Below are 21,677 nucleotides of genomic sequence, written 5' to 3'. Positions count from 1 at the left end.
CGCGTGATCGAAGGTGTCAAATTCACCGACGGTGTCGCCTTGGCTGACGCCGATGAAAGCCGCGCCGCCTGATCAAGCCGCGTCACCCAAATTCAGCCATAGCTCGCCGCGCCGCCCGGAAGGCACCGCGTCCCATTGCATGGAGGGATCGAACCAGACGGTCAGCGATCCACGCTGCTTCAGCGCCTGATTGTAGCTACGCCAGTTGGTGGTCTTGTAAGTAGTCTTCGCCGGTCTGCTCATGGCCGCCAGCTATCATGCTGGATTCGCGACGTGAATCCCAAGCCGCATTTGCGCAACAAAGCCCTGATAGGCTCAAACTGTTGGAGGCACGAAATTTTTCTTGAAGGCGAACGGTTATGCAGAAAAGCCAATGGCCACTCACTTGCTGTGAGTGGCCATTTGAGGCGACTTTTTTTCACCACATTATTTAACTTGGTCGGAGTGAGAGGATTCGAACCTCCGACCCCTGCCTCCCGAAGACTATTCCATGCCATTTGTTCACCTTCTGCTCTTGGTTTGGACCTGTTTTTGTTCACGTTCGCAGGCTCCATTTCTTGCTTAATCAGTGCGGCCTCACAGTTTCCGCCCACCTCGGCCAACTGCGGCAACCGCGTTCTCTTGGTGGTCGGGGTGGTGGTGGGCGTAGACTTTGAACATGGTTTCGACGCTGACGCCGAAGTAACCGGCGGCCTCGTAGATGTCGGCGCCCGCCTGCATCGCCCAGGTGATCGCCGTGTGGCGCAGGGTGTGCGGTGTGACGCCCGTGCCCTCCAGCCCAGCCTCCCGCACAGCCGTCGCCCAAGCAGTCTTGATGGACCCTACGCCGTTGCCGTCGAACTCGATGACGTGGCGGCCCTTGCCGTTGCGCTCCCATGCGCGCAGGTGCCCGAGAAGGCGGGGCGCGATTTTTGCTGGAGGGCGCTTCTTCTTGCTCTCGACCTGCCCAGCGCCGCGCCGGTACATCATGCCCCGCTCGGTATCGACATGGCCGCCGCCCGTGTGCGGCATAAAACGAAGCTGCAGGATCGCCGTCTTGCGCGTGCCGGTATACAGGCCGATCAGGATGAACTTGGCTAGGTGCGTCGCCTCCGGATTGCGCCAAGCGGCCCGGAGAAGGCGCGCGGCCTCGGAGCGCGTCAGCCAGCGGTCTTTCGGCTCGGGTTTCTCCGGCAGGTGCACCTTGGGCGGGTTCACCACCCTGCCCTCTTCCTTGCAGTAGCTGATGGCAGCGGCCAGAACGCCCAACTCCTTGCGGATGGTGCCCACGCCCAGAGGGGCGGTCTCAAGCGGCTCCTTGGTCTTCGGGTCGCGCTTTGTGACCTTCGTGCGGCTCCGGCCATAGCCGCGGCACGTTTCGCGCGTGACAGCGGATAGGGTCAGATCTCCGAAGTACTGCACCAGCGGCACGATCGCGTAGGCAATGCGCACTGGGTCTTTGACGGTCGGGGCGTGTTCCTCGGCATAGATCGTCAGAACCTCCGCGACCGTTACTTGGTCTGGCGTAGCGGGACCACCGGGGCGGTCGCGTTCTTGGAGGTAGCGGGCGAGAGCCTTTTCAGCCTCTCCGCGGTCGCGAGTGCCTGTTGAGCGCTCCCCGCGGCCGGTGTCGCGGATGATGTAGATGCCGGTATCTTTCCGGCGGTAGATGCGAGGGCCCTTGGCTTGCTGCGGCATGCGTTCATGATCTCCGGGAGGTCGTTGGGGTCGATCTTCTTGCGTTTCCCGAAGACGATCAGCAGACCGAGATCCGCGGCAACCCTCTCGACCACAGCTTTCGGCGCGCCAAGCCTTTTGGCGGCTTCCGGGATGGTGATCGTGAGCGGATCGGCCATGTCGTTTGTCCTCGGGAGGTTGAACAATCGGAAGGGCACCGTGATGCCCTCGCGGCTGTTCAAGGTTCCCCGCCTATGTGGCGGGGTCCTGGTATTCGGCATCCAGCACTTCGTAGGGATGCATGCGGCGGCCAGTTATGGCGTTGATGCTGCCGCAGAGCCGGTTGAACAGGTCGCTGGCGTCAACGACGATCATCTTCCCGCCACCCGTATTTTGCAGCAGGTTTCCCAGCGTGTCGTAGCTTTCGCGGGGTTTCATCAGGTCTTCCGTGGTTCCGCGCGTGCCCGCGGCGAAGATCGTGATGCCGTGGCTGTGATGGAACGGGAGGGCAGGCAGGCGTTCCGGCAGGCCTGCGCCTCCACCGCCTGCATGCGCGAAGTCAGCCGCATACTTGAACGCGCTTTCCAGTTGGACACCGAGATTTGCCATCTCGTAGGCGAGCGCGAATTCCATCAGCGTGTAGTAGCTAAAGCGGACGTGCTTGCCTGCGGGCTTGTCGCCACTGGAATTGCGCGGCCCTTGCCCGACGACCAAGCCGCGGTTGATGTGCGTGCGCAAGGTCGAAGGGTTCTTGTCCAGGATCTCGCCGATCTGGGCGAGGGTGAAGTTGGTCTGCAGGGTCATGGCCACCTCTCTTTGGTTCACCTTAGACCAAAGAAGGGTGGCGCGCAACTCTTTGGTTCGCCTTGAGCCAAAGTTACACCTTCGCGTGGCTCCCCGCCATCTCCAGCGCCTCCCCCGCCAGAGCCCTGATCACGCCGAACTGCCGCCCCATAGCGTCGTGGAAGGTCTCCGGCGTCAGGAACCGGCCGGTATCGCTGGCCGCCAGCCCGACGACAGCCAGAGCGTCGATCTCGGCCAGCACGTCGGTGATGGTGCGTTCCTCGGTCATGCCATCGCCTCCGCCATGGCCGCTATCTCGCGCAGCACTGCATCAGCGGCCTCGAAGTCGGCAGCGCCGAAGCTCTCGCCGCCAATCGTAATGGCGTGGAGCTTGAGGATGACGTCCTCAACCGTCTTGCTCGGCACGGCGCAGATACGGTTTTCGATCAGCCCTCTTTCATCACAAACGCGATCGAACTCTTCTTCGGGCAGCCCTTCCGCCTCTGCGGAACTGATGAACGTCGAATGGGCCAGCCACTCGCGGTAGATCGCGGCAACGGGCGTCTCGGCCGTGTCAGGCAGAGCCACGGCAGGGAGCGCCGCCGCCGCACCTGCGTACGGCGCCATGGCCAGGAAGCGGCGACGGTTTATGGCAGGCAAAGCGGTATCGTTCGCGCGGGCGCGGTCTTCGGTCATAGCAATCTCCATCAGCTTGTGCTAAAAGCACTTGTGCAAATAACACAACAGGAGGGACTTGTGAAGCCTGCACAAGTGAGAATGGCTCGGGCAGCGCTGAATTGGTCTCTCGCCAAACTGGCGGAAGAGTCTGGCGTGCACAGGAACACCATCTCGAACTTCGAGACTGGAAAGTATGGTGGAAGCGATCAGGCAATTGCCGCCATCCGCGCCGCCCTGGAAGCTGCCGGGGTAGAGTTCATCCCGGAGAATGGCGGCGGGGCTGGGGTTAGGCTGAGGAAGGGATAACCTCGGAGGTTGCCCTCCTGAGTTACAGGCGGTCGCCCTCCCATTGGTCTGACCTCAGGTGGGTGCCCTCCCGAGGTTGCAACGGGGTAATGGCCGCCCTCACCCCGTTTCCCGGTTCAGCGTCGGACCCGTCAACCACAAGCAGATTGACGCATGACATATTCTCGTTTCTAGATGGTCGGCACCGATGGCTGTGCTCCAAAGGCGGCTTTCTCGGTCCCTAAGTAAACTGTGCCGTCACGCTCCGTAGTGGCGGCACATTTTTCAGTAGACTGCGGCACCTCTGGCTGCCTTAAGCCATTCGGCCACCTCGTCCTTCGACGCGCCGCTAACCTCGGCCTCAGGCAGAAATGCCAAATGGCTCCCATGATTTGCCGATATGGCCACGGGAGAACAGCGCGCGTTGATCTGCACCCAAACGCATGTGACCGCGCCATGTTCATCGGTTTCCGCAATGTACAGTCTCATGCTGGCCTCCGGGTCGATGGATGCGCCAAGATTTATCGACTTGAACCGCTCAATCAACCTTTTCGGGTGTGGTCCATGGGAGTCAGACGGCTTGGGTCCTTCGCCGCCTCATCCGGTGAGGGTATTTCGGCACCCCGTGCGTTCCAGTGTGCGTGGGCGCGCAAGTCACAGACTATTACTATAGGTTTACTGAATGGCCGGGCCACGTGAGCCCGGCCAGACCGTCACACGAACCGGATCCCGCGGTCGCCCGCTTCCTTGGTCAACGCCTCAAGGAGCGAGCCGAGCTGTTCGCCCATGAAGATGTCGGCGGGATTGATGCCGCGCAGGGATACGTCGATCGGGCCGCTCTGCTGACCGCCAGAGCCGCCCACAGATCCGCCGGACGAGAACCCGCCAGACGTGCCGCCAGCCGCGGAGCTGCCCAGGTTGGTGCTCTGGATCTGCGAGATCAGCGCACCCGTCTTGGCCAGAGATGCCGCAGCAAACGCCGCAGCGGCTGCCGGGCCTCCAGGCGTGCCCATGCCGTAGTCCCACGCCTTCACCGCCGCCTTGATGCCCGTAATCGTCGCTTCCGCGATCGCCGCCGCCTTGCCGAGCGCGAACGTCTTCTTGTTGCTGGTAGACATGAGCGACGCAAGGTCGCCGAACATGCTCTGGAAGCCGTCCAACGTCGCCATCTGCTGCGCCCGTGCGATGGCTTGCATCGCCTGAGAATGCGCTTCTGCAAGCTCTTCGCGCTTGGCGTTGGCTTCGGATTCCGAAAGGTTCCGCGCCTCGCTGTATTCCGCGAAGTCCTCAAGCTGCTGCTGGTAGCGCTCAAGCTCAAGCTCGCGCTCGCTGGCAAACATCTCTGTGAGATATTGCAGCCTGTTGTCTGCCGATGCGCCGCCGCCGGAGCCGCGCGAAGAGCCGCCACCCGAGCCGACCGTGCGGCCCGCATTGCCAGATGCCGGTAAGGCGCCTGCCCCAAAGACGGGCATTTCGGGCGCTGGCGGCGTGACGTAGCCGTTATCAACCGAGCCCGGCGCGCTGCCGTCTATGCCGTATAGGTCGTTAAGGGCTGAATTCTGCTCGTCGGTGTTTTCCGGCGCGCTGCTCATGCTAACGCCTGGAATGTTGTTCGCCACGTTGCCGCCGACAGCGCCGCCAGGATCGCGCGCGAACTTGATTGCCTCTCCGACCTTTGTGATGGCTTCGGCCGCCGCAGCGCCGAACCGGATCAGCCCTTCCAGTGCTGGGATGCCATAATCCACGACGAACTGCGCCAGAAGCTCAAGCTCATCCTCCAGGCCGATCATCGCGGTGACCATCTGGGAGCGGATCGTCCCCTCAAGCTCTTGGAACTTGACGTTGAGCGCCTGCGCCCCGGCGACGGTCTCGTTTGACATGATGCGCCCAGCAGCTTCTGCCTCGTTGCCGAGCCGCTGCAGTTCCGCGCCGCCGTTCCGCAGGATCGGGATTAGCGCCGTCGCGTCGTTCGCCAGCGCCTCCATGTAGAACGTGAATTCTGCTTGCGAGACGCCAGCTTTCTCCAGGCTGTCCACGTAGAGCTGCAGCGCCTGAGGCCCGGACAGGTTGCGGAACTGCTCGGCCGTCACGCCGACGCGCGGCGCGATCTGCTCGAAGAAATCCAGCATCGGCCCGCCTCCAGTGGCAAGGAAGTCGCCCACCTTGTCCTGCACGTCCTTGAGAATGTCGGACAGCTTGTCCTGCTCGATGCCGACGGTTCGCGTCGCCGCGGCCATCTTCTGCAGCTCGACCGGCGCCACGCCCGCCACGCTGGCAAGGTTCTGGATCTCGGCCCCCGTCGCCGCGGCCTGCTTGGCAAGCGCCAGCGTCCCGGCAGTGATCGTGCCGAGCGCGACCGTCACCTTGGCTGCCACGCTCGCGATATTCGCGCCCATGCGGACGGCTCGCTTGTCGAACGTGTCAAGCTCCCGCGCGCCCTGCTTCATTCCGCGCTGCAAGAGGCTGATGTCGGCCCCGACGCGGACGGCAATGTCAGATACTACCTTGGCCATGTGCTGCTGCCTCTCAGTTCACGAACTGCGCGAAAGGATCCGCGTCGTCGTCATCAGGCTTCTGCCAAACCTTGCTGCGATCCGTTGGGCTTGCGCCAAGCTTGCCGATTGCGGTGTTGGCTGCAGAAAGCATGGAGGCGGGCACCAGCTCGCCAGCTTTGGCCAGCATGCGGACTTGCCCGATAGCCACGGATGCCGCCTCAAGCGCCTGCCTGTCGGCCCTCACAAGCCACGGCAGGTTTTCCGAGCACTCGGCCCAGACCGCTTTCGCGTCGGGCGGAAGGTAGGCCGGTGGATCGCCCACGGGGTCTTCGCTGACGGCCGGTTCCGATCGGCCGCGGAAGCGCTCCGGGTGCGCCTTGTCGGCCCCCGTGAGGCGTGCCTTGCTGAGCGGTGTCTTGGGTCGTGGCATGGGCGCCTCGCTGTTGCTGGTGAGATGTGGCCGGGGCATGGTTGCCCACGCGCCCGGCCCTTTGAGCGCCCCCGGGTATCAACCGTGGCGCCCTGCACCGCGCGGCCTAATAGGGAAAAGCCGCCGTGCCTCTGGGGGTTATGGCTGCAGATGAAGCCGGGCACTCTCCCAGTAATCCCAGGCGCTGCGACCCTCATGCGGGGCCGGGCGCGCCCAAACCCTTAGCTGGCGGCGAACTTCATGAACTTCACCGCGTCGTAGTCGGCCGCCGCGCCGCCCACCCGGCGGTAGGCGTAGAAGATCACGTTCGGTTTCGAGCTGTAGGGGTCCCGAAGCATTTTCACGCCGGGCTGTTCCACGATCGTGTAGGCCTGCTCGTAGTCGCCGAAGGCGATGGACAGGGAATCGGACGCGATGTCCGGCATCTGCTCGTCGATGTAGACCGGGAAGCCGAGGATGGTCTCGGGCTGCCCCGCTGCCATGGATTGCTGCCAGAGTGGCTGCCCGTTCGCGTCCTTGAACTTGCGCACCGTGCCCGCGGTCTTCCGGTTCATCAGGAAGGCGGCACGGGGGCGATACGGCGCCCGCAGGGAGTGCACCAGATCCACCAGCGTATCGTAGGGGCTGGTGGCCGTGAACGCGCCATCTGCGCCGGAGGGGATGTACTGGATTTCGCCATGCGTCCGCGTGCTGTCGTCATCGGTGCTGGTCGTGTAGGACAGCAGGCCCTGGGGCTTGTTCACGCCATCGCCGGAAATGAAGGCGGCCCCTTCTGATACCGCGAACTTGTTCACGATCCGGCCGGAGACGAAGTTGCCGATGTCGTAGTCGCTGGTGTCCAGCAGCTTCTGGGTCACGATCTGGGACGTGTAGATCTCGGCCAGCGGGATTTCGAGAAGCCCGAAGGTCGATTCCGTCAGGCCGGGACGTGCCGCGGTCTCGGTGACCCAAGCAGCGCCGATTTCGCCGATGTCGTAGGGCTCCGCCCATTTGTCGCCCGTATTGAGCACCACGCGCCGCACCAGATTGGCGAAGGGCGAGACTTCCCGGACCTTCACCCGGATGGCGTTGGCGAACTGGGTCAGGACGGTATAGCCGCCATCGGAGGGCGTCCCGACCGAAAGCGCCTTTACCCCGACCTCGCTGCCGGAGCGCACGAAGTCGCCGATCGCAGCCCGTTCGTTCCGGGAGCCAAGGTCATCCGAAAAGTTGGATTTGCCGCCGTTAATGCCAAACGCGGCCGCCTTCACGGCCGCCTGATCCAGCTCGGCTTGCAGATCGTTGACCTGGGCGCGCAGTTTCTCGTTCTTCGCTTCGCTTGATGCCTTGAAGTCGCTCCAGTCCCTCTGGAGACCGGCGAGGACTTCGGTGATCTCCCGCCGTGCATCTGCCCGCACGGCCATGATGCCGCGCTTGGGTGCCGTGTTCTCTTGAGCTGCGCTCATGTTCAGCCTCTCAGGTTTTCGCGGATCTCTGCTGCCGCGTGCTTCAACACTTGCAGGGCGTCCTGCAGTTCGAGGTCGCAGCGCATCAGTTGCGCCACGTCGTCTTGCGCGCTGTCTTCGGAGAGGAACCCATTGGCCGCGATGCGCTTTGCTTCGGACCTGGAGAAACCGCCATCTTCGCGGAGAAAGCGCTCGAACTCGCGCAAGCTGCTGATGGCGCGCGTCGGGCGTTGTCTGCCGTGGTCGAGATGTTCATGGGGCAAATCAGCCTCGGGACGGGTTTCAGGTTCTTTCCGGTCGCTTTCCTGCATCCCGCAGAATTGCTCGCGCGTAGAAACTTCGTCCCGAAGCTCTGACCCTTTGAATCTAGCAGCATTTTTCATGTCCGCATAGCCCTCATTCGCCGGATTTCTTGTTCCCGCGGATCGCCGCGATGGTCTCGCGGGCAAGCCTGGCCTGCGCCTCTGTGACGGCCGCCAGGGCCTCCAGATCTGGCACTGGATCGGTGCCGTTGCGCCGCGCGTCGTTCAGAATGTGGTCCACCGCTTTCGCGGCCAGTTCCTCGATGATGATGTTGTCAGGGGTCTGCATGGCGTGCCTCGTGTCGGTATGCTGTTGCATGCGGAAATGTTGGAAACGGAGATGCGCGTGAGTGGCTGACCCGCCGCGGTCCCTGACAAAAACACTCAGACTTTTTACCACCCCCTCCCGTCGCGTGACCCTGTCCCGTGCTGCCGTCATTCGACTGCTCCGAAGATGCTGGCGACGATCTCGCACTCGCTGTCTGCCGAGAGCTGACGGGCCAGTGCCGCCGCCTCGCTGTAGTCATCGCCGGTCCAGACGTTGAAGGCGCCGCCCTCGCCGTCGATGAGGTCCACCACGAAGACACGCTGCCGGGTGCTCTTCTCCAGGCCGGACCACAGTCGGATCTTGCTCACGGTGGCCTCGGTGTTCTGCTCTTGGGTCATTTCCAGCCCTCCGTTTGCATCACCTCTGCGCGCAACAGGTGAAGCAGCATCACCACCACCCCCACCCCTTTAGGGGGGGTGGTGGTGCAGCACCTGTTTTGAAGGGGTTTTGCATCACCCTGCATCACCATGGTTTTCGGGGTGGTGATGCACTTCATTCGGTCGCCCATTCGCCCACCTCCAGGCACGGCCGTTCGATGCGGTTCGCGTCAGGGCGCTTCACCTTCTTGAGCGCGCCAGACCGGAGCCAAGCCTCGATCATCTTCTTGATGCGCTTCTTGTCGGCGACCGGGTTCAGGCCCAGAACCTCGGCCACCGTGCAGCCCGCCCAGTCATCGCCGGACTGGTCCGAGTAGCGCATGCCCTTGCCGTCGAGCGCGCGCTGTACTGCCAGCAGATCGTCGGGCTTCATGCCGTCGAAGGTGTCGGGCCAGTGCCAGACCTCGGCCACGCCCACGCTGTCGCCGTTGGCCAGATGCACCGAGGCCATACGCCGCCAGAGACGGGCGCCCACGGGGGCGAGGTTGGCCTTGTCCCGGTCCACCGCGAAGTAGGTCGCGGGGTCGTCCTGCACGCCTGCCTCGGCCTTCATGGCGTCGGGCATCTTGTTCAGCACCCGGCCGGAGCGGGCCGCGCCGAGAAGCGCAGAGGCCCCGCGGGCGCCTTCCGTGGTCGCCTCCTCGCCGTTGGTCTTGCGGGTGTGGTGCACCAGCTCGATCGCGCAGTTGCAGCGGTCGGCCAGCCGCGCCCATTCCTTCGCCACGAGGTCGATGGCGCCGTTGTCGTTCTCGTTCGCCTGGTGCGACGACACGAAGGGGTCGACCACCAGAACGTCGATGCCCCGCGCCTCGATGACATGGGCCAGGGCGTCGATCTCCGGCTTGTTGATGACCACGCCCTCGCGGGTCTGGACGGCGGTGCAGAGCCCGCGCTCGCGGCCGGAGTCCACGAACAGCCGCCCGGCGATTTCATCCGGGGCAATCCGGTAGTGCTGCATCGCGCCGACAATGCGGCGGTCCAGCTCGTCGCGCGGGTCTTCCAGGTTGAAGATCCAGACCTTGAGGTTGCGCTCGGTCCATTCGCCCAACAGCTCGCGGCCGGAGGCCATAGCCAGCCCCTCGCAGATCGTCAGGGAGGACTTGCCCACGCCGCCGGGGGCAACTGTCACGGAGACCTGCTTGCGGATCAGGTGGCGGCCGTAGAGCCACGGGCGCGGCGGGATGGCGGAGGGGTCGCGCCAGACGAAGGGCGTCGGGTCCAGATCCACCTTGAGCCGATCTGCAGCCGCCTGCTGCTTCCGCTCTTGCTCCTGCCGGGCGTACATCTCCGGCGTGCCACCTTCGAGCGCTGCCAGCGTGCGGTGAGTTTCGGTGATCTGGAGCTTGCCCGGCGGCCGGTAGCTGGCGCCTTGCTGGCGCTTGGCCTCTTCCTCGATACCGCGCATGAAGTCATCAGGCATCACGGTTCACCTCCGCCGGGAAGGCCACCACGTTTGCCCCGTCCGCACGCTCCAGCGCGTCCGCCTGTTCGTCGTACCACTTGCCCATGTCCCGGAGGGAAGCGGCAATCGCTGCCTTGGCGCCCGGACAGGCCTCCAAGCGCTGCACCAGGAAGTAGAGCTGCGCTTCAGGATGTTCCTCGCCGCTTTCCATGACCATCGCGACGACTTTCTGCCAATCCTGAACAGTCATGCCCGCACCTCCGCGAAGGACGCGAGGCCCTGCTGCCGGCGGTATTCGATGGCTGCCTCGGTGATGCGCGGATCCACCGGCTCGGGCGCCGGGTTGAGGCTGTCGAGCACGAGGTCGAGCACATCGTCGGGAAGGCTGCGCAGGACTGCCCGGGCGAGCATGGCCCGCTCCCGGATCGTCAGGCGCAGCGAGAGGATGGCGGAGAAGTCGGACCAAGCGTCGAACGATTCGCCGACCGTGAGTGCATAGCCGATGGCGCGTGCGACAGCCTTGTGGGCCTTGCTGGCGTACTTGGTCATTGCCGCGCGGCGGTGCTTCGGGGTATCCTTGCCGTGAAGCAAGGCAGCTTCGCACGCAACTTCCGCCCCGTTCGCAGTTACCGCTGCGGCGGGGTTTTTCTTTTGCGGAAAGGCCGATTTGGCCGCAACTTGTGCGGCCTCACAGCTTCCGGGATTTGGGGGGTCTTTGATTTCAGGGCTAAGGCCCTGATTTAACTTGGTCGGAGTGAGAGGATTCGAACCTCCGACCCCTGCCTCCCGAAGACAGTGCTCTACCAGGCTGAGCTACACTCCGATCAAGTAGCGGCGATCTACAGCCCCGCGCCGGGGAGCGCAAGGGCCGATTTCAACTATTCTGCCGGAACCCGCGATCTTTTCATCAGACGGGCGATGCTGCCCAGCCGTGGCAGCGTTCCCTGGGCATAGCGGCCCCGCGTGGACAGGACCGGCGCGCCGGATCCGGGCTTCGCATCCTCGCGCAGGACGATGAAAATGCCGCTCGCGATGATGATCGCGGCGCCCAGCACCGTGTTCCAGCTGAGGCTCTCGCTGAAGAACAGGAAGCCGTAGACCGCCGCCCAAATGATCTGGGAATACTGCATCGGCGCGACGATCACCGCCGAGGCCGTGCGGTAGGCCAGGATCTGCAGCAAGGTCGCCGACAGGCCCAGCACCGCCATCATGAAGAAGCCGCCGATATGCTCCACCTGCACCGGCACGTAGACGAAGGGCAGCGCCGCACCCATGACCAGGAAATTGGCCACCATCGGATAGAGCATCAGCACCGCGTTGCGCTCGTCCCGGCCGACCTTGCGCACGATCACCGCGGCGAAGGAGCCCGAGCAGGCGCCGACCAGCGCCGCGGCATGGCCCATGGTCAGTTCGGTGGAGCCGGGCCGCAGCACCACCATTACGCCCAGCAGCCCCGCGACCACCGCCGCGCCGCGCTGCCAGCCGACCTTCTCGCCCAGCAACGGAATCGCCAGCATGGTGATCAGCAGGGGCGTGGCGAAGAGAATCGCGTAGGTCTGCGCCATCGGCAGCACCGAGAAGGCGTAGAACACGCAGACCGAGGTCGTCACCTGCGCGACGGTGCGCAGCCCGGTCCAGAGCGGATAGCGCGGGATCAGGTTGCCGTCTGTGCGGTCGCGCATCAGCATGATCGTCACCACCGGGAAGCCGAAGAGCACCGAGAAGAACACGATCTGGAAGGGCGCGAAGTCCGCCCCCAGGAATTTCACGACGACGTCATGCGTCGAGAAGATGGCAAATGCGGCGAGCGAGGACAGCGCGCCCTGCATCGTCGGGGACTTGGCAAACGACATGGCACCTCTTGCGGGGTTTCGCGGCCGGATTTGTTATGAATTTCGCAGGTGCAGAAAAAGTTCCGCCCCCGGGACCGTGGCACCGGTTCCGGGGGCAGTAAAGCCGTCAGTTCAAATTTTTCGCCCTAGGGCTCAGAGGCTCTCGTCCAGCGCTGCCAGGATCGCGTCGCCCATGCCGGCGGTGGAGACCGGCGTGACGCCCTCCTCGCCCAGCAGATCGGCGGTGCGGACGCCCTTTTCCAGAACGGCGTTGATCGCAGCTTCCAGCCGGTCCGCCTCGGCGCCCTGGTCGAAGCTGTAGCGCAGCGCCATGGCAAAGCTCAGGATGCAGGCGATCGGGTTGGCCTTGCCCTGGCCCGCGATGTCCGGCGCGGAACCGTGCACCGGTTCATACATCGCCTTCGGACGGCCATTCTCCATCGGCGCGCCGAGGCTGGCGGAGGGCAGCATGCCGAGCGACCCGGTCAGCATCGCCGCGGCGTCCGACAGAAGGTCGCCGAACAGGTTGTCGGTGACGATCACGTCGAACTGCTTCGGCCAGCGGCAGAGCTGCATCGCGCCGGCATCGGCATACATGTGGCTCAGCTCGACTTCCGGGTAGTCCTCGCCCACCTTGGTGACGACTTCGCGCCACAGGATGCCCGATTCCATCACGTTGGCCTTTTCCATCGAGCAGAGCTTCCTGCCCCGCTTCATGGCCAGCTCGAAAGCGTTGCGCGCGACCCGGTCGATTTCCGACTCGGTGTAGCGCTGGGTGTTGATGCCCACGCGCTCGTTGCCCTCGGTGAAGATGCCGCGCGGCTCGCCGAAATAGATGCCCGAGGTCAGCTCGCGCACGATCATGATGTCGAGGCCGGCGACCACGTCCTTCTTCAGCGACGAGAAGTCGGCCAGCGCGTCGAAGCACTGGGCCGGGCGCAGGTTGGCGAACAGGTCCATTTCCTTGCGCAGGCGCAGCAGGCCGCGCTCGGGCTTCACCGAGAAGTCGAGCACGTCGTATTTCGGGCCGCCCACGGCGCCCAGCAGGACCGCGTCGACTTCCTGGGCCTTGGCCATCGTGTCGTCATGCAGCGGCGTGCCATGGACATCATAGGCGGCGCCGCCGACGAGATCCTCGGAGACGTCGAATTTCAGGCCACGCTTGTCGCCGTACCAGTCGATGACGCGGCGGACCTCTGCCATCACTTCGGGGCCGATGCCGTCGCCGGGCAGGATCAACAGGGAAGGCGTGGTCATGGGAGTCTCCTCTCGAAACAGTCGCCGTGGGCCGTAGCGCCCCCCTGCGGAAGGGTCAAGGCGGCGGGAAGGCCAGATCGACCCAGACCAGCTTGTGCCGGCTGCCCGGTTCGCCCGGCGGCGTGCCCGCCAGCCCTGCCCCCAGCACCTTCAGCGCAGCACCCGGCAGCACGTAATCCACCCGCATCCGGCCCGGCCCGTCCGGCCAGTCGGCCGTCTCCGTGCCCTCGGCATCGCGGGGCTGCGGGTCCTGCAGCCGCGGATCGGCCAGCAGCGCGCGCATCGTGCCGTGCCGCCCGTCTCCCTTGCCGGGATCGATATTTGCCGTGCCCAGAAGCACCGTCAGCGGTCCCGGCGGCGGCCCGAAGGCGCCGCCGAGATGCAGCTGCCAGAAACGCAACTCGTCCGCGGCGCGCAGACCGTTGCGGTCCTCCGGCCCGTCGAAGACCGGCGGGCTGGCATGGAAGGCCAGCAGGTGCAGCACCCGCCCGCCGATCCCGACCGGCAGGTCCCAATGCCCGGTGGTGGAAAGCCGCAGCGCCTCCAGCACCTCCGGTTCCCAGAACGGATCGTCCCCGGCCATGGGCAGGCGCGCCTCCGGCAGGTCGCGCCAGAGGAAACCCGTGAAATCCCTCACCTCCGGACCCACCGGATGCCGCGAGAGCACCGCCATGCCGTTCTGCCCGGCGAATTCGCCGTAGCTCTGCGCATCCTCAGGCTCGCCGAGCCGCCCGTTCAGGTTCAGGTCGAGCCCGGTCGCGCGCCCGGTGTTCGGCCGGAGCGCGAAGAGGTGCGGGTAGCGCGCTGCACCGAGAAGGTCGTTGAAGGCAGACAGCGCCATCAGCCCCAGATCGTAGTCGAAGCGCGTCAGCAGCAGGATGTCGGGCGACACGTCCGCCACCACCGCGGCCACTGCCTGCGCCTGCGGATCGCCGCGCAGGATGTCGCGCAGCAGCAGCCCCGGCCCGTCACGGTCGAGTTCCACGTTGTAGACCGCCACCCGGAGCGGATCGGCCGCGGCCGAAACCGCCCAGAGCCAAAGGAAAAGAGCCCGCAGCATCATGGCTGCAGGCTCTGCAAACTTGGTTAACGAAGTCTTGCCGGGAACCGGCGGGACCTTGTCAGACCCAGGGGCGCTCCGCCCCGGCCTTGGCCTCGAACGCGTCGATCGAGGCAGCCTTTTCCAGCGTCAGGCCGATATCGTCGAGACCGTTCAGCAGGCAGTGCTTGCGGTGCGGGTCGACCTCGAAGGAGACCGAGCCGCCGTCCGGGCCGGTGATGACCTGGTTTTCGAGGTCCACGGTGACGACCGCGTTGGCGCCGCGCTTGGCGTCGTCCATCAGCTTGTCGACGTCTTCCTGCGGCAGCACGATCGGCAGGATGCCGTTCTTGAAGCAGTTGTTGTAGAAGATGTCGGCGAAGCTCGTGGAGATCACGACGCGGATGCCGAAATCCAGCAGCGCCCAGGGGGCATGCTCGCGCGAGGATCCGCAGCCGAAGTTGCCGCCGGCGACGATGATCTTGGACTCGCGGTAGGCCGGCTGGTTCAGCACGAATTCCGGGATTTCCTTGCCCTCGGAATCATAGCGCATCTCGTCGAACAGGTTCACGCCCAGGCCCGAGCGCTTGATCGTCTTCAGGAACTGCTTGGGGATGATCATGTCGGTGTCGATGTTCATCAGCGGCATGGGAGCCGCCACACCGGTGACCTTGGTGAATTTTTCCATCGTCGCCTCCTTGCGGCCGGCGCACTGCGCCCGGCCCTGCCGTTCCATGAATGCTGGAGGTCCGCTTAGCCGAGCCTGCCCCGGAGGACAAGCCGGCCCGCGCCTCACCGCGGCACGGCGAAGGCGAGAGACGCCCAGAGCGTCTGCCAGGCCGGTCCCTCCGCGCCGCCGTCGCCGGGCAGTTCCTCCAGCACCACGGCATCGGCCAGGTAGGCATAGCCCGGCTTCACCGGCAGCTCCGCCCTGCCCCCGGCATCGGTCCGGTGCAGCGTCACCGCCACCGTCCCGTCGGGCGCGCGCTCGAACAGCTCCACCTGCGCATCCGCCCGCGGCGCGCCTTCCAGCAGCACCTCCACCGGCAGGCTGTCCCGGGCCCCGAGATAGGGATTTTCCAGCGCGACTATCTCGGTGCGCAGCCCGGCCGCGCGGTCCTGCCCCGCCCCGTCCCCGACCGCGACAAGCGCCTTGGCATAGCGGACATAGCGTTCGCGCACGCCCTCCTCCGGCAGGCCGCGCGCGGCGTTGCGCGCCTCGGCCCAGGGAAAATCCTTGTGGCGCAGGAAGCGTTTCCAGATTTCGGCATCCTTGTAGGTCAGCTCCACCGGCCGGGTTTCCAGCACCAGGACCGACAGCCCCTCGGGCAATTCCACCGACAGCGGGTCGTCACCCATCCGCCCCGTCACCGGCTGCGCGCCCTGCGGGGTCAGTGCCTCGTAGCGGACAAGCGCCCCCGGCAGGTGCGGACGGGACGGAGCCTTGAACTTTTCTCCGATCCGGGTCGTGACTTGCAGCGTATCCCCGGCACCGAGCTGGTAGCGCTCGGGCGATATCCAGAACTCATGACCGAAGGCCCGGGAGGCCAGCATAATGTACAGGACGAGTGAAACAGGCAGTCGCATGGGCATCTCCAGGCTCTATGCCCTAGTTCTGGGGCTGCTCGGCGTGCTGTCAATTGCGGCGGCCGCCGCAGCGCACGAAGTGCGCCCGGCCGTCGCGGATGCCGAGATCGGCCCCGGCAAGGTCCTGGTCCAGTACCGCATCGTGCTGGAGCCGATTCTCGCCGGAATCGACCTGACCGGGCTAGGCGACACCAATGACAGCCCGCTTTCGGGACTGAACGACCAGCTCCGCAGCCTTCCCGCAGCCGAGCTCGAGACGCGGTTCCGCGCCGCCTGGCCGCAGCTGTCCCGCGATTTCCGGATCGAGAGCGGCGGCGAGAGCCTCCCGCCCGAAATCGTCAGCCTGTCGGTGCCCGAAGGCGGCGACGGCGCCCTGCCGCGCGACAGCACGCTGATCCTCTCGGCCGCGCTGCCGCCCGGCAGCGCGCCGGTGCAGATCGGCTGGGCATCGCGCTTCGGCCCGCTGGTCCTGCGCCAGGACGGCGAGGGAGACGACCTCTATTCCGCCTATCTGACGGGCGGCCAGATGAGCGACCCGCTGCCGCGCGAGGGCGTGGCGAGCGAAAGCGCGCTCTCGGTCTTCGGCCGCTTCGTCGTGCTCGGCGTGGAGCATATCGTGCCGAAGGGGCTCGACCACATCCTGTTCGTGCTCGGCCTGTTCTTCTTCTCGCTGAGGATGAAGCCGCTGCTGCTTCAGATTTCGGCCTTCACCGCCGCCCATACCGTGACGCTGGCCCTGGCGAGCCTCGGCATCGTCACCGTGCCCGCCGCCATCGTCGAGCCGCTGATCGCCGCCTCGATCACCTTCGTCGCGCTGGAAAACATCCGCGGCGGCCGGATCGGCTGGTTCCGCATCGCCGTCGTGTTCTGCTTCGGGCTGCTGCACGGGCTGGGTTTCGCCAGCGTGCTCGGCGAACTGCAGCTGCCCAACGCGCAGTTCGTGACCGGGCTGATCGCCTTCAACATCGGGGTGGAGATCGGGCAGCTGACCGTGATCACGCTGGCCTGGGCGCTGATCGCGCGGCCTTTCGGCGACCGGCCCTGGTACCGCAGCCGGATCGCGGTTCCGGCTTCGGCGCTGATCGCGGCCGTCGGGGCCTGGTGGGTGGTGGAGCGGACGCTGCTGTGACAGCGTCCCCCGTCCTCAATGCTTCTTGAAGCGCTCGAGCAGCTCGGGATGGCGGCGCAGGAAGAAGGCCAGGACCATCAGGCTGATGCCGTTGAAAAGCAGCTCGATGCCGAGGAAGATCCCGAGGATCTGGACCGAGAGCGTCTCGAAATCGGCGAAGATCAGCGCCGCCAGCAGGATCGAGACTGCGCCCGACACCAGCATCGCCCAGAAATACTGGGTCTTGCGCATCTGCCAGGCCAGGAACATCCGCAGGATCCCGCCGGAGGCGATCAGGATGGTGACGAGCAGCGCCAGCGAAATCGCGCCTTCCAGCGGGTTGCTCCAGAACGAGATGCCGAGAAACAGCATCAGCGCCCCGAGGACCACGTTCCAGATCTTGTTGCCCAGCCTCTGGTCCGTGATGCCGGCAACGATCTGGAAGACGCCCGCAGCGCTCAGAAGGATCGCGGTCAGGATCGTGACCGAGACCGAGGCCAGCACGGTATTGCTCAATGCAAGAATGCCGAAGGCTGCGGAAATCGCGCCCACCAGCAGCCATTTCAACCAGGTCTTCATAACCGATCCTGCTCCGTTCCGTTGCGGCTCGGAAAAGTGTTAACGCAGTTGCAGCGGCTTGGATAGGCGGGCAATCGCCCCGCCCCGGAGCGGATTTTTCCGGATGCCGGGACGGGATCCGTCGAATGCAAGCGTGTTTCTCAGGAAAAAATAAAGCCTGTCCGCCTACGAAGATCCGGACCCGGAGAAAAGGCGAGTCGGATGCACATCAAAAAACGCCTGCAGAAACATAGCCTTCGCGCGATCTTCCTGGCCGCCGTCGGCCTGCCGCTTGCCGTCGCGATGTTGCTTGCCGCGGTGATCGTCTTCGCCGAGGCCAGGGAGGTGCGCGAGACCGGGCAAATGTCCAGCCTGATGCGGCTCGTCGACGCGACCGGCGATCTCGTGCACGAGCAGCAGAAGGAGCGCGGCGCCACCAGCATCTTCCTCAGCAGCGGCGGCCGGGAGTTCGGCCCGGAACTGGCCAAGCAGCGCGGCGCGACGGACGGCGCCGCCGCGGATCTCGCCGCGCTGCTTGCCGATCTCGACCTGGCGGCGATGGACGGGCCGCTCGGCGCGGCGATGGCGGAGATCGCAGGCGAGATCGCGAAGCGGCCGCAGATTCGCAGGCGGGTCGATGCGCTGGACATCCCGGCAGCCGAGGCCATCGGCTACTACACCAAGGTCAACGGCGCCCTGCTCGACCAGATCCGCAGGATCGGCGGGATCAGCACGGATGCCGGGGTCACCGCCGCGGTGGGCAGCTTCGTCGCCTTCCTCGCCGCCAAGGAACGCGCCGGGATCGAGCGCGCCGTCGCTTCGGGCGGCTTCGCGGCAGGCAGCTTCGACATCCCGCGGCTCCTGACCCTGCAGCGGCTGATCGCCCAGCAGGACATGGGCTTCGACTTCTTCCTGACCAATGCCGCCCCGTCCCACCGCGAGGCCTACGAGGCGATGCGCGCGCTTCCCGGAACGCAGGAGGTCTGGCGCCTGCGCGAGATCGCCTTCGGCTATCCCGGGACCGGCGATCTCCAGGGCGTCGCCGGCAAGGATTTCTTCGACGCTTCGACCGCGCGGATCAACGCCATGAAGGCGATGGAGGAACAGATTTCCGGCGACATCGCCGCCATGGTGGACGGAATGCGCCGCACGAGCCTGGCCGTGCTGGCATCCGCGATCGGCCTGATGGCCGTGCTCCTGGCAGGGATGGGGCTGATGCTGCGCACGGCGCTGTCCTGCCTGCTCGACACGATGGCGGGCATCGCCGGCGCCGCGCAGCGCATGTCGGACGGGGACCTGCAGGCCCGACTGCCGGACAGCGCGCCGCCGGAACTGGCGGCGATCAGCAGCGCGCTCGCGCATTTCCGCGACAGCATCGTCGCGGGCCGCGCCGAGATCGCACGGCAATCCAAGGCCAAGGAAGAGGCCGAAACGCAGGCGGCAAAGCAGCGCGAGGCCAGCCACCGGGCCGAGGCGGAACGGCTGGAGCGGGAGGCCGCCCAGGCCGCGGAGCTCCGCGACCGGGACCGGAGGAATGCCGAGGAAATCGCCCTGGTGGTCAATGCCTGCGCCGCCGGGGATTTCTCGCGCCGCCTCGGCCTCGACGGCAAGGACGGCGCGATCGCCGAGATCTGCGGCGGGGTGAACCGGATCGGCGAGGTGGCCGATCGCGGCCTCGCCGAGATCCGCGCCGCGCTGGAACGGCTGGCCGACGGCGACCTCGGCCACCGGATGGACGGCTCGCTGGCCGGCGTCTTCGCCGAGATCGCCGAAGTGATGGACCGCACCAGCAGCAATCTGGGCCGCACCCTGTCGCGGGTCTCGGCCTCGGCCGTGACGGTGAACGGCTCGGCGGCGGAGCTGTCGAGCGCGACGGACGACCTCGCGCGCCGCTCCGAGCGCAATGCCGCCATGCTGGAGCAAACCGCCGCCTCGCTGGAGCAGATGTCGGGATCGGTCGGCTCCGCGGCCGGCGCCGCCGTTTCGGCCAAGCGGTCGGTCGACGAGATGTCCGCCCGCGCCGAACAGGGCAACGAGATCGTCCAGAACACGATCCTTCAGATGGAGGAGATCTCCGCCGCTTCCGCCGGGATCGAGAAGGTGCTGGGCGTGATCGACGACATCGCATTCCAGACCAACCTTCTGGCGCTGAATGCCGGGGTGGAGGCCGCCCGCGCGGGCGAGGCGGGACGAGGCTTCGCCGTCGTCGCCTCGGAGGTCCGCGCGCTGGCCCAGCGGTCCTCGGATTCGGCGCGGGAGATCGCCGAGATGATCGCGCATTCGTCGCAGAGCGTGAAGCGCGGCGTCGAGATGGCCGCGAATTCCGGCGATGCGCTGCGCCATATCGTGACCGACATCCGCGGGGTCTCCGGCGCCATCGACCAGATCGCGGCGACGTTCGAGGAAACCAAGCTGGGAATCGCTGAGATCAGCCAGGCCACAACCCAGCTCGACCGGACCACCCAGCAGAACGCCGCGATGTTCGAGGAGACCAACGCCGCCATCCAGACGCTGGAGGCCGAGGCGAAGACCCTGTCGCGGGAAATGGCCGCCTTCCGTGTCGGGGAAGCCGACGCCGGGGAACGGCCCGGCGAGGAGCCCCGGGCAAGAGTCGCTTGATCGCCCCCGCCGGAACGCAAACGGCCCCCGCAATGCGGAGGCCGCCGGAAGATGCCGCTTCGCCCCGAGGGGCGGCCGGATCACATCAGCTCGCGCACGTCGGTCAGGTGGCCGGTCACGGCCGCCGCCGCGGCCATGGCCGGGCTCATCAGATGGGTGCGGCCGCCGCGGCCCTGGCGGCCCTCGAAATTGCGGTTCGAGGTCGCCGCGCAACGTTCGCCCGGGCTCAGCTGGTCGGGGTTCATCGCCAGGCACATGGAGCAGCCGGCCAGGCGCCATTCGAAGCCCGCATCGCGGAAGATGTCGGCCAGGCCTTCCTCTTCCGCCTGCGCGCGCACCAGGCCCGAGCCCGGCACGACCATGGCACGCATGCCGTCCTTGACCTTCTTGCCCTTCACGATCGCGGCCGCGGCGCGCAGATCCTCGATCCGGCCGTTGGTGCAGGAGCCGATGAAGACCGTGTCGATCTTGATGTCCTCGAGCTTCATGCCCGGGGTCAGGCCCATGTAGTCGAGCGAGCGCTTGGCCGCGTCGACCTTGCCTCCGGTGAAGTCCTCGGGGGACGGAACCAGGGCGGTGATCGGCAGCACGTCCTCGGGCGAGGTGCCCCAGGTGACGACCGGCGCGATGTCCTCGCCCGCGATGGTCACGACTTTGTCCCAATGCGCGTCGTCATCGGAGAACAGCGTCTTCCACCAGGCGACGGCCTTGTCCCAGTCCTCGGCCTTCGGCGCGTGCGGGCGGCCCTTCACGTATTCGAAGGTCTTCTCGTCCGGCGCGATCAGACCGGCGCGGGCGCCGCCCTCGATCGCCATGTTGCAGACCGTCATGCGGCCTTCCATGGAGAGGTCGCGGATCGCCTCGCCGCAATATTCGATCACGTAGCCGGTGCCGCCAGCGGTGCCGGTCTTGCCGATCACCGACAGCGTGATGTCCTTGGCGGTAACGCCCGGGCGCAGCTTGCCGGTGATCTCCACCTTCATGTTCTTCGACTTCTTCTGGATCAGCGTCTGGGTGGCCAGGACGTGCTCCACCTCGGAGGTGCCGATGCCATGCGCCAGCGCGCCGAAGGCGCCGTGGGTCGCGGTGTGGCTGTCGCCGCAGACCACGGTCATGCCCGGCAGGGTCCAGCCCTGTTCCGGGCCGACGATGTGGACGATGCCCTGGCGGATGTCGGAGACCGGATAGTAGTTGATCCCGAAATCCTTGGCGTTCCTGTCCAGCGCCTCGACCTGGATGCGGCTTTCCTCGTTGGTGATGCCGTTCACCCGGTCCTCGGTGGTGGGGACGTTGTGGTCCGGCACGGCAATGGTCTTGCCCGGCGCGCGCACCTGGCGGCCCGCCATGCGCAGGCCTTCGAAGGCCTGCGGGCTGGTCACTTCGTGGACCAGGTGGCGGTCGATGTAGAGCAGGCTGGTGCCGTCCTCGGCCTCGTGGGCCAGGTGGGCATCCCAGATCTTGTCGTAGAGGGTCTTCGGCGTGGCGGTCATCGGGAA

General features: G+C 65.9%; 26 protein-coding genes, 1 tRNA gene and 1 pseudogene. 3 read left to right on the top strand and 25 right to left on the bottom strand.

Features of this window, described 5'->3' with window-relative positions; translation table 11 throughout:
- Positions 1-105 precede the first annotated feature (105 nt).
- The 6 genes and pseudogenes from HCC78_RS17145 to HCC78_RS17125 all read right to left on the bottom strand — a co-directional run.
- Positions 106-243 (bottom strand): annotated as a pseudogene (locus HCC78_RS17145) (IS5/IS1182 family transposase); the annotation flags it as partial.
- A 333-nt stretch (positions 244-576) separates the two neighbouring features.
- Positions 577-1,431: a site-specific integrase gene (locus HCC78_RS34840; RefSeq protein WP_371743851.1), complete on the bottom strand. Its 855-nt coding sequence runs from the start codon at positions 1,429-1,431 to the stop codon at positions 577-579.
- A gap of 59 nt (positions 1,432-1,490) precedes the next feature.
- Entirely contained in the window at positions 1,491-1,835 is a 345-nt protein-coding gene (locus HCC78_RS33785) for a hypothetical protein (RefSeq protein WP_253949225.1), read from the bottom strand.
- 73 nt (positions 1,836-1,908) lie between these two features.
- On the bottom strand, positions 1,909-2,460 hold the full coding sequence (locus HCC78_RS17135) for a hypothetical protein (protein ID WP_172330015.1): 552 nt from the start codon (positions 2,458-2,460) through the stop codon (positions 1,909-1,911).
- Positions 2,461-2,533: 73 nt separating this feature from the next.
- The gene (locus tag HCC78_RS17130; protein WP_172330014.1) at positions 2,534-2,728 is read right to left on the bottom strand and encodes a hypothetical protein; all 195 of its coding nucleotides are present in this window, start codon (positions 2,726-2,728) and stop codon (positions 2,534-2,536) included.
- Entirely contained in the window at positions 2,725-3,135 is a 411-nt protein-coding gene (locus tag HCC78_RS17125; RefSeq protein WP_172330013.1) for a hypothetical protein, read from the bottom strand. Before HCC78_RS17125 ends, HCC78_RS17130 begins: the two co-directional genes overlap by 4 nt.
- Positions 3,136-3,216: 81 nt before the next feature.
- Between HCC78_RS17125 and HCC78_RS17120 the strand changes: the two genes are divergently transcribed.
- Complete coding sequence (locus HCC78_RS17120) at positions 3,217-3,423, top strand: helix-turn-helix transcriptional regulator (RefSeq protein WP_172330019.1); 207 nt, start codon at positions 3,217-3,219, stop codon at positions 3,421-3,423.
- A gap of 264 nt (positions 3,424-3,687) precedes the next feature.
- Here HCC78_RS17120 and HCC78_RS17115 read toward each other — a convergent pair whose 3' ends face one another.
- From HCC78_RS17115 to HCC78_RS17035, 17 genes are all read right to left on the bottom strand, one after another.
- Positions 3,688-3,891 (bottom strand): hypothetical protein, encoded by a 204-nt coding sequence (locus tag HCC78_RS17115; protein WP_172330012.1) that lies wholly within the window; start codon positions 3,889-3,891, stop codon positions 3,688-3,690.
- A gap of 224 nt (positions 3,892-4,115) precedes the next feature.
- Positions 4,116-5,915: a hypothetical protein gene (locus HCC78_RS17110; protein WP_172330011.1), complete on the bottom strand. Its 1,800-nt coding sequence runs from the start codon at positions 5,913-5,915 to the stop codon at positions 4,116-4,118.
- 13 nt (positions 5,916-5,928) lie between these two features.
- The gene (locus tag HCC78_RS17105; RefSeq protein ID WP_172330010.1) at positions 5,929-6,327 is read right to left on the bottom strand and encodes a hypothetical protein; all 399 of its coding nucleotides are present in this window, start codon (positions 6,325-6,327) and stop codon (positions 5,929-5,931) included.
- 221 nt (positions 6,328-6,548) lie between these two features.
- Positions 6,549-7,772, bottom strand: a complete 1,224-nt coding sequence (locus HCC78_RS17100) for a phage major capsid protein (RefSeq protein ID WP_172330009.1) — start codon at positions 7,770-7,772, stop codon at positions 6,549-6,551.
- Between the two features lie 2 nt (positions 7,773-7,774).
- Positions 7,775-8,155, bottom strand: a complete 381-nt coding sequence (locus HCC78_RS17095; RefSeq protein WP_172330008.1) for a hypothetical protein — start codon at positions 8,153-8,155, stop codon at positions 7,775-7,777.
- Positions 8,156-8,168: 13 nt separating this feature from the next.
- Positions 8,169-8,363, bottom strand: coding sequence for a hypothetical protein (locus tag HCC78_RS17090; protein ID WP_172330007.1), 195 nt, complete (start codon positions 8,361-8,363; stop codon positions 8,169-8,171).
- 146 nt (positions 8,364-8,509) lie between these two features.
- The gene (locus HCC78_RS17085) at positions 8,510-8,740 is read right to left on the bottom strand and encodes a hypothetical protein (RefSeq protein ID WP_172330006.1); all 231 of its coding nucleotides are present in this window, start codon (positions 8,738-8,740) and stop codon (positions 8,510-8,512) included.
- Positions 8,737-8,910, bottom strand: a complete 174-nt coding sequence (locus tag HCC78_RS17080) for a hypothetical protein (RefSeq protein ID WP_172330005.1) — start codon at positions 8,908-8,910, stop codon at positions 8,737-8,739. The genes HCC78_RS17085 and HCC78_RS17080 overlap by 4 nt, the downstream gene beginning before the upstream one ends.
- The gene (locus HCC78_RS17075) at positions 8,895-10,199 is read right to left on the bottom strand and encodes an AAA family ATPase (protein ID WP_253949224.1); all 1,305 of its coding nucleotides are present in this window, start codon (positions 10,197-10,199) and stop codon (positions 8,895-8,897) included. Before HCC78_RS17075 ends, HCC78_RS17080 begins: the two co-directional genes overlap by 16 nt.
- Positions 10,192-10,431 carry a hypothetical protein gene (locus HCC78_RS17070; protein WP_172330004.1) on the bottom strand — a complete coding sequence of 80 codons (240 nt, stop codon included), beginning with the start codon at positions 10,429-10,431 and terminating at the stop codon, positions 10,192-10,194. Before HCC78_RS17070 ends, HCC78_RS17075 begins: the two co-directional genes overlap by 8 nt.
- Positions 10,428-10,730, bottom strand: coding sequence for a hypothetical protein (locus HCC78_RS17065; protein WP_172330003.1), 303 nt, complete (start codon positions 10,728-10,730; stop codon positions 10,428-10,430). Before HCC78_RS17065 ends, HCC78_RS17070 begins: the two co-directional genes overlap by 4 nt.
- 197 nt (positions 10,731-10,927) lie before the next feature.
- Positions 10,928-11,004: transfer RNA gene (locus tag HCC78_RS17060), tRNA-Pro, on the bottom strand.
- A 55-nt stretch (positions 11,005-11,059) separates the two neighbouring features.
- The gene (locus HCC78_RS17055; RefSeq protein ID WP_172330002.1) at positions 11,060-12,034 is read right to left on the bottom strand and encodes a DMT family transporter; all 975 of its coding nucleotides are present in this window, start codon (positions 12,032-12,034) and stop codon (positions 11,060-11,062) included.
- A gap of 132 nt (positions 12,035-12,166) precedes the next feature.
- A complete protein-coding gene (leuB, locus tag HCC78_RS17050) occupies positions 12,167-13,270 on the bottom strand; it encodes a 3-isopropylmalate dehydrogenase (RefSeq protein ID WP_172330001.1) in 1,104 nt (367 codons plus the stop codon).
- A 55-nt stretch (positions 13,271-13,325) separates the two neighbouring features.
- Positions 13,326-14,333 carry an endonuclease/exonuclease/phosphatase family protein gene (locus HCC78_RS17045; RefSeq protein WP_172330000.1) on the bottom strand — a complete coding sequence of 336 codons (1,008 nt, stop codon included), beginning with the start codon at positions 14,331-14,333 and terminating at the stop codon, positions 13,326-13,328.
- Between the two features lie 58 nt (positions 14,334-14,391).
- The gene (leuD, locus tag HCC78_RS17040; RefSeq protein WP_172329999.1) at positions 14,392-14,997 is read right to left on the bottom strand and encodes a 3-isopropylmalate dehydratase small subunit; all 606 of its coding nucleotides are present in this window, start codon (positions 14,995-14,997) and stop codon (positions 14,392-14,394) included.
- Between the two features lie 104 nt (positions 14,998-15,101).
- Complete coding sequence (locus tag HCC78_RS17035; RefSeq protein WP_172329998.1) at positions 15,102-15,896, bottom strand: DUF4198 domain-containing protein; 795 nt, start codon at positions 15,894-15,896, stop codon at positions 15,102-15,104.
- On the opposite strand from HCC78_RS17035, the gene HCC78_RS17030 reads away from it, so the two are divergent.
- Complete coding sequence (locus HCC78_RS17030; RefSeq protein WP_253949223.1) at positions 15,895-17,025, top strand: HupE/UreJ family protein; 1,131 nt, start codon at positions 15,895-15,897, stop codon at positions 17,023-17,025. The two genes, HCC78_RS17035 and HCC78_RS17030, sit on opposite strands and share 2 nt — an antisense overlap.
- A 15-nt stretch (positions 17,026-17,040) precedes the next feature.
- Here the strand turns inward: HCC78_RS17030 and HCC78_RS17025 are convergent, their stop codons facing one another.
- Complete coding sequence (locus tag HCC78_RS17025) at positions 17,041-17,583, bottom strand: HdeD family acid-resistance protein (protein ID WP_172329996.1); 543 nt, start codon at positions 17,581-17,583, stop codon at positions 17,041-17,043.
- A 201-nt stretch (positions 17,584-17,784) separates the two neighbouring features.
- Here HCC78_RS17025 and HCC78_RS17020 point away from each other — a divergent pair, with 201 nt between their 5' ends.
- Positions 17,785-20,181 carry a methyl-accepting chemotaxis protein gene (locus tag HCC78_RS17020; RefSeq protein ID WP_172329995.1) on the top strand — a complete coding sequence of 799 codons (2,397 nt, stop codon included), beginning with the start codon at positions 17,785-17,787 and terminating at the stop codon, positions 20,179-20,181.
- 80 nt (positions 20,182-20,261) lie between these two features.
- Here HCC78_RS17020 and leuC read toward each other — a convergent pair whose 3' ends face one another.
- Positions 20,262-21,671: a 3-isopropylmalate dehydratase large subunit gene (gene leuC / locus HCC78_RS17015; protein WP_172329994.1), complete on the bottom strand. Its 1,410-nt coding sequence runs from the start codon at positions 21,669-21,671 to the stop codon at positions 20,262-20,264.
- Positions 21,672-21,677 lie beyond the last annotated feature (6 nt).

The organism is Mangrovicoccus sp. HB161399 (assembly GCF_013184745.1).
GTDB lineage: Bacteria > Pseudomonadota > Alphaproteobacteria > Rhodobacterales > Rhodobacteraceae > Mangrovicoccus.
This window is presented reverse-complemented; position numbering and strand designations above follow the sequence as displayed.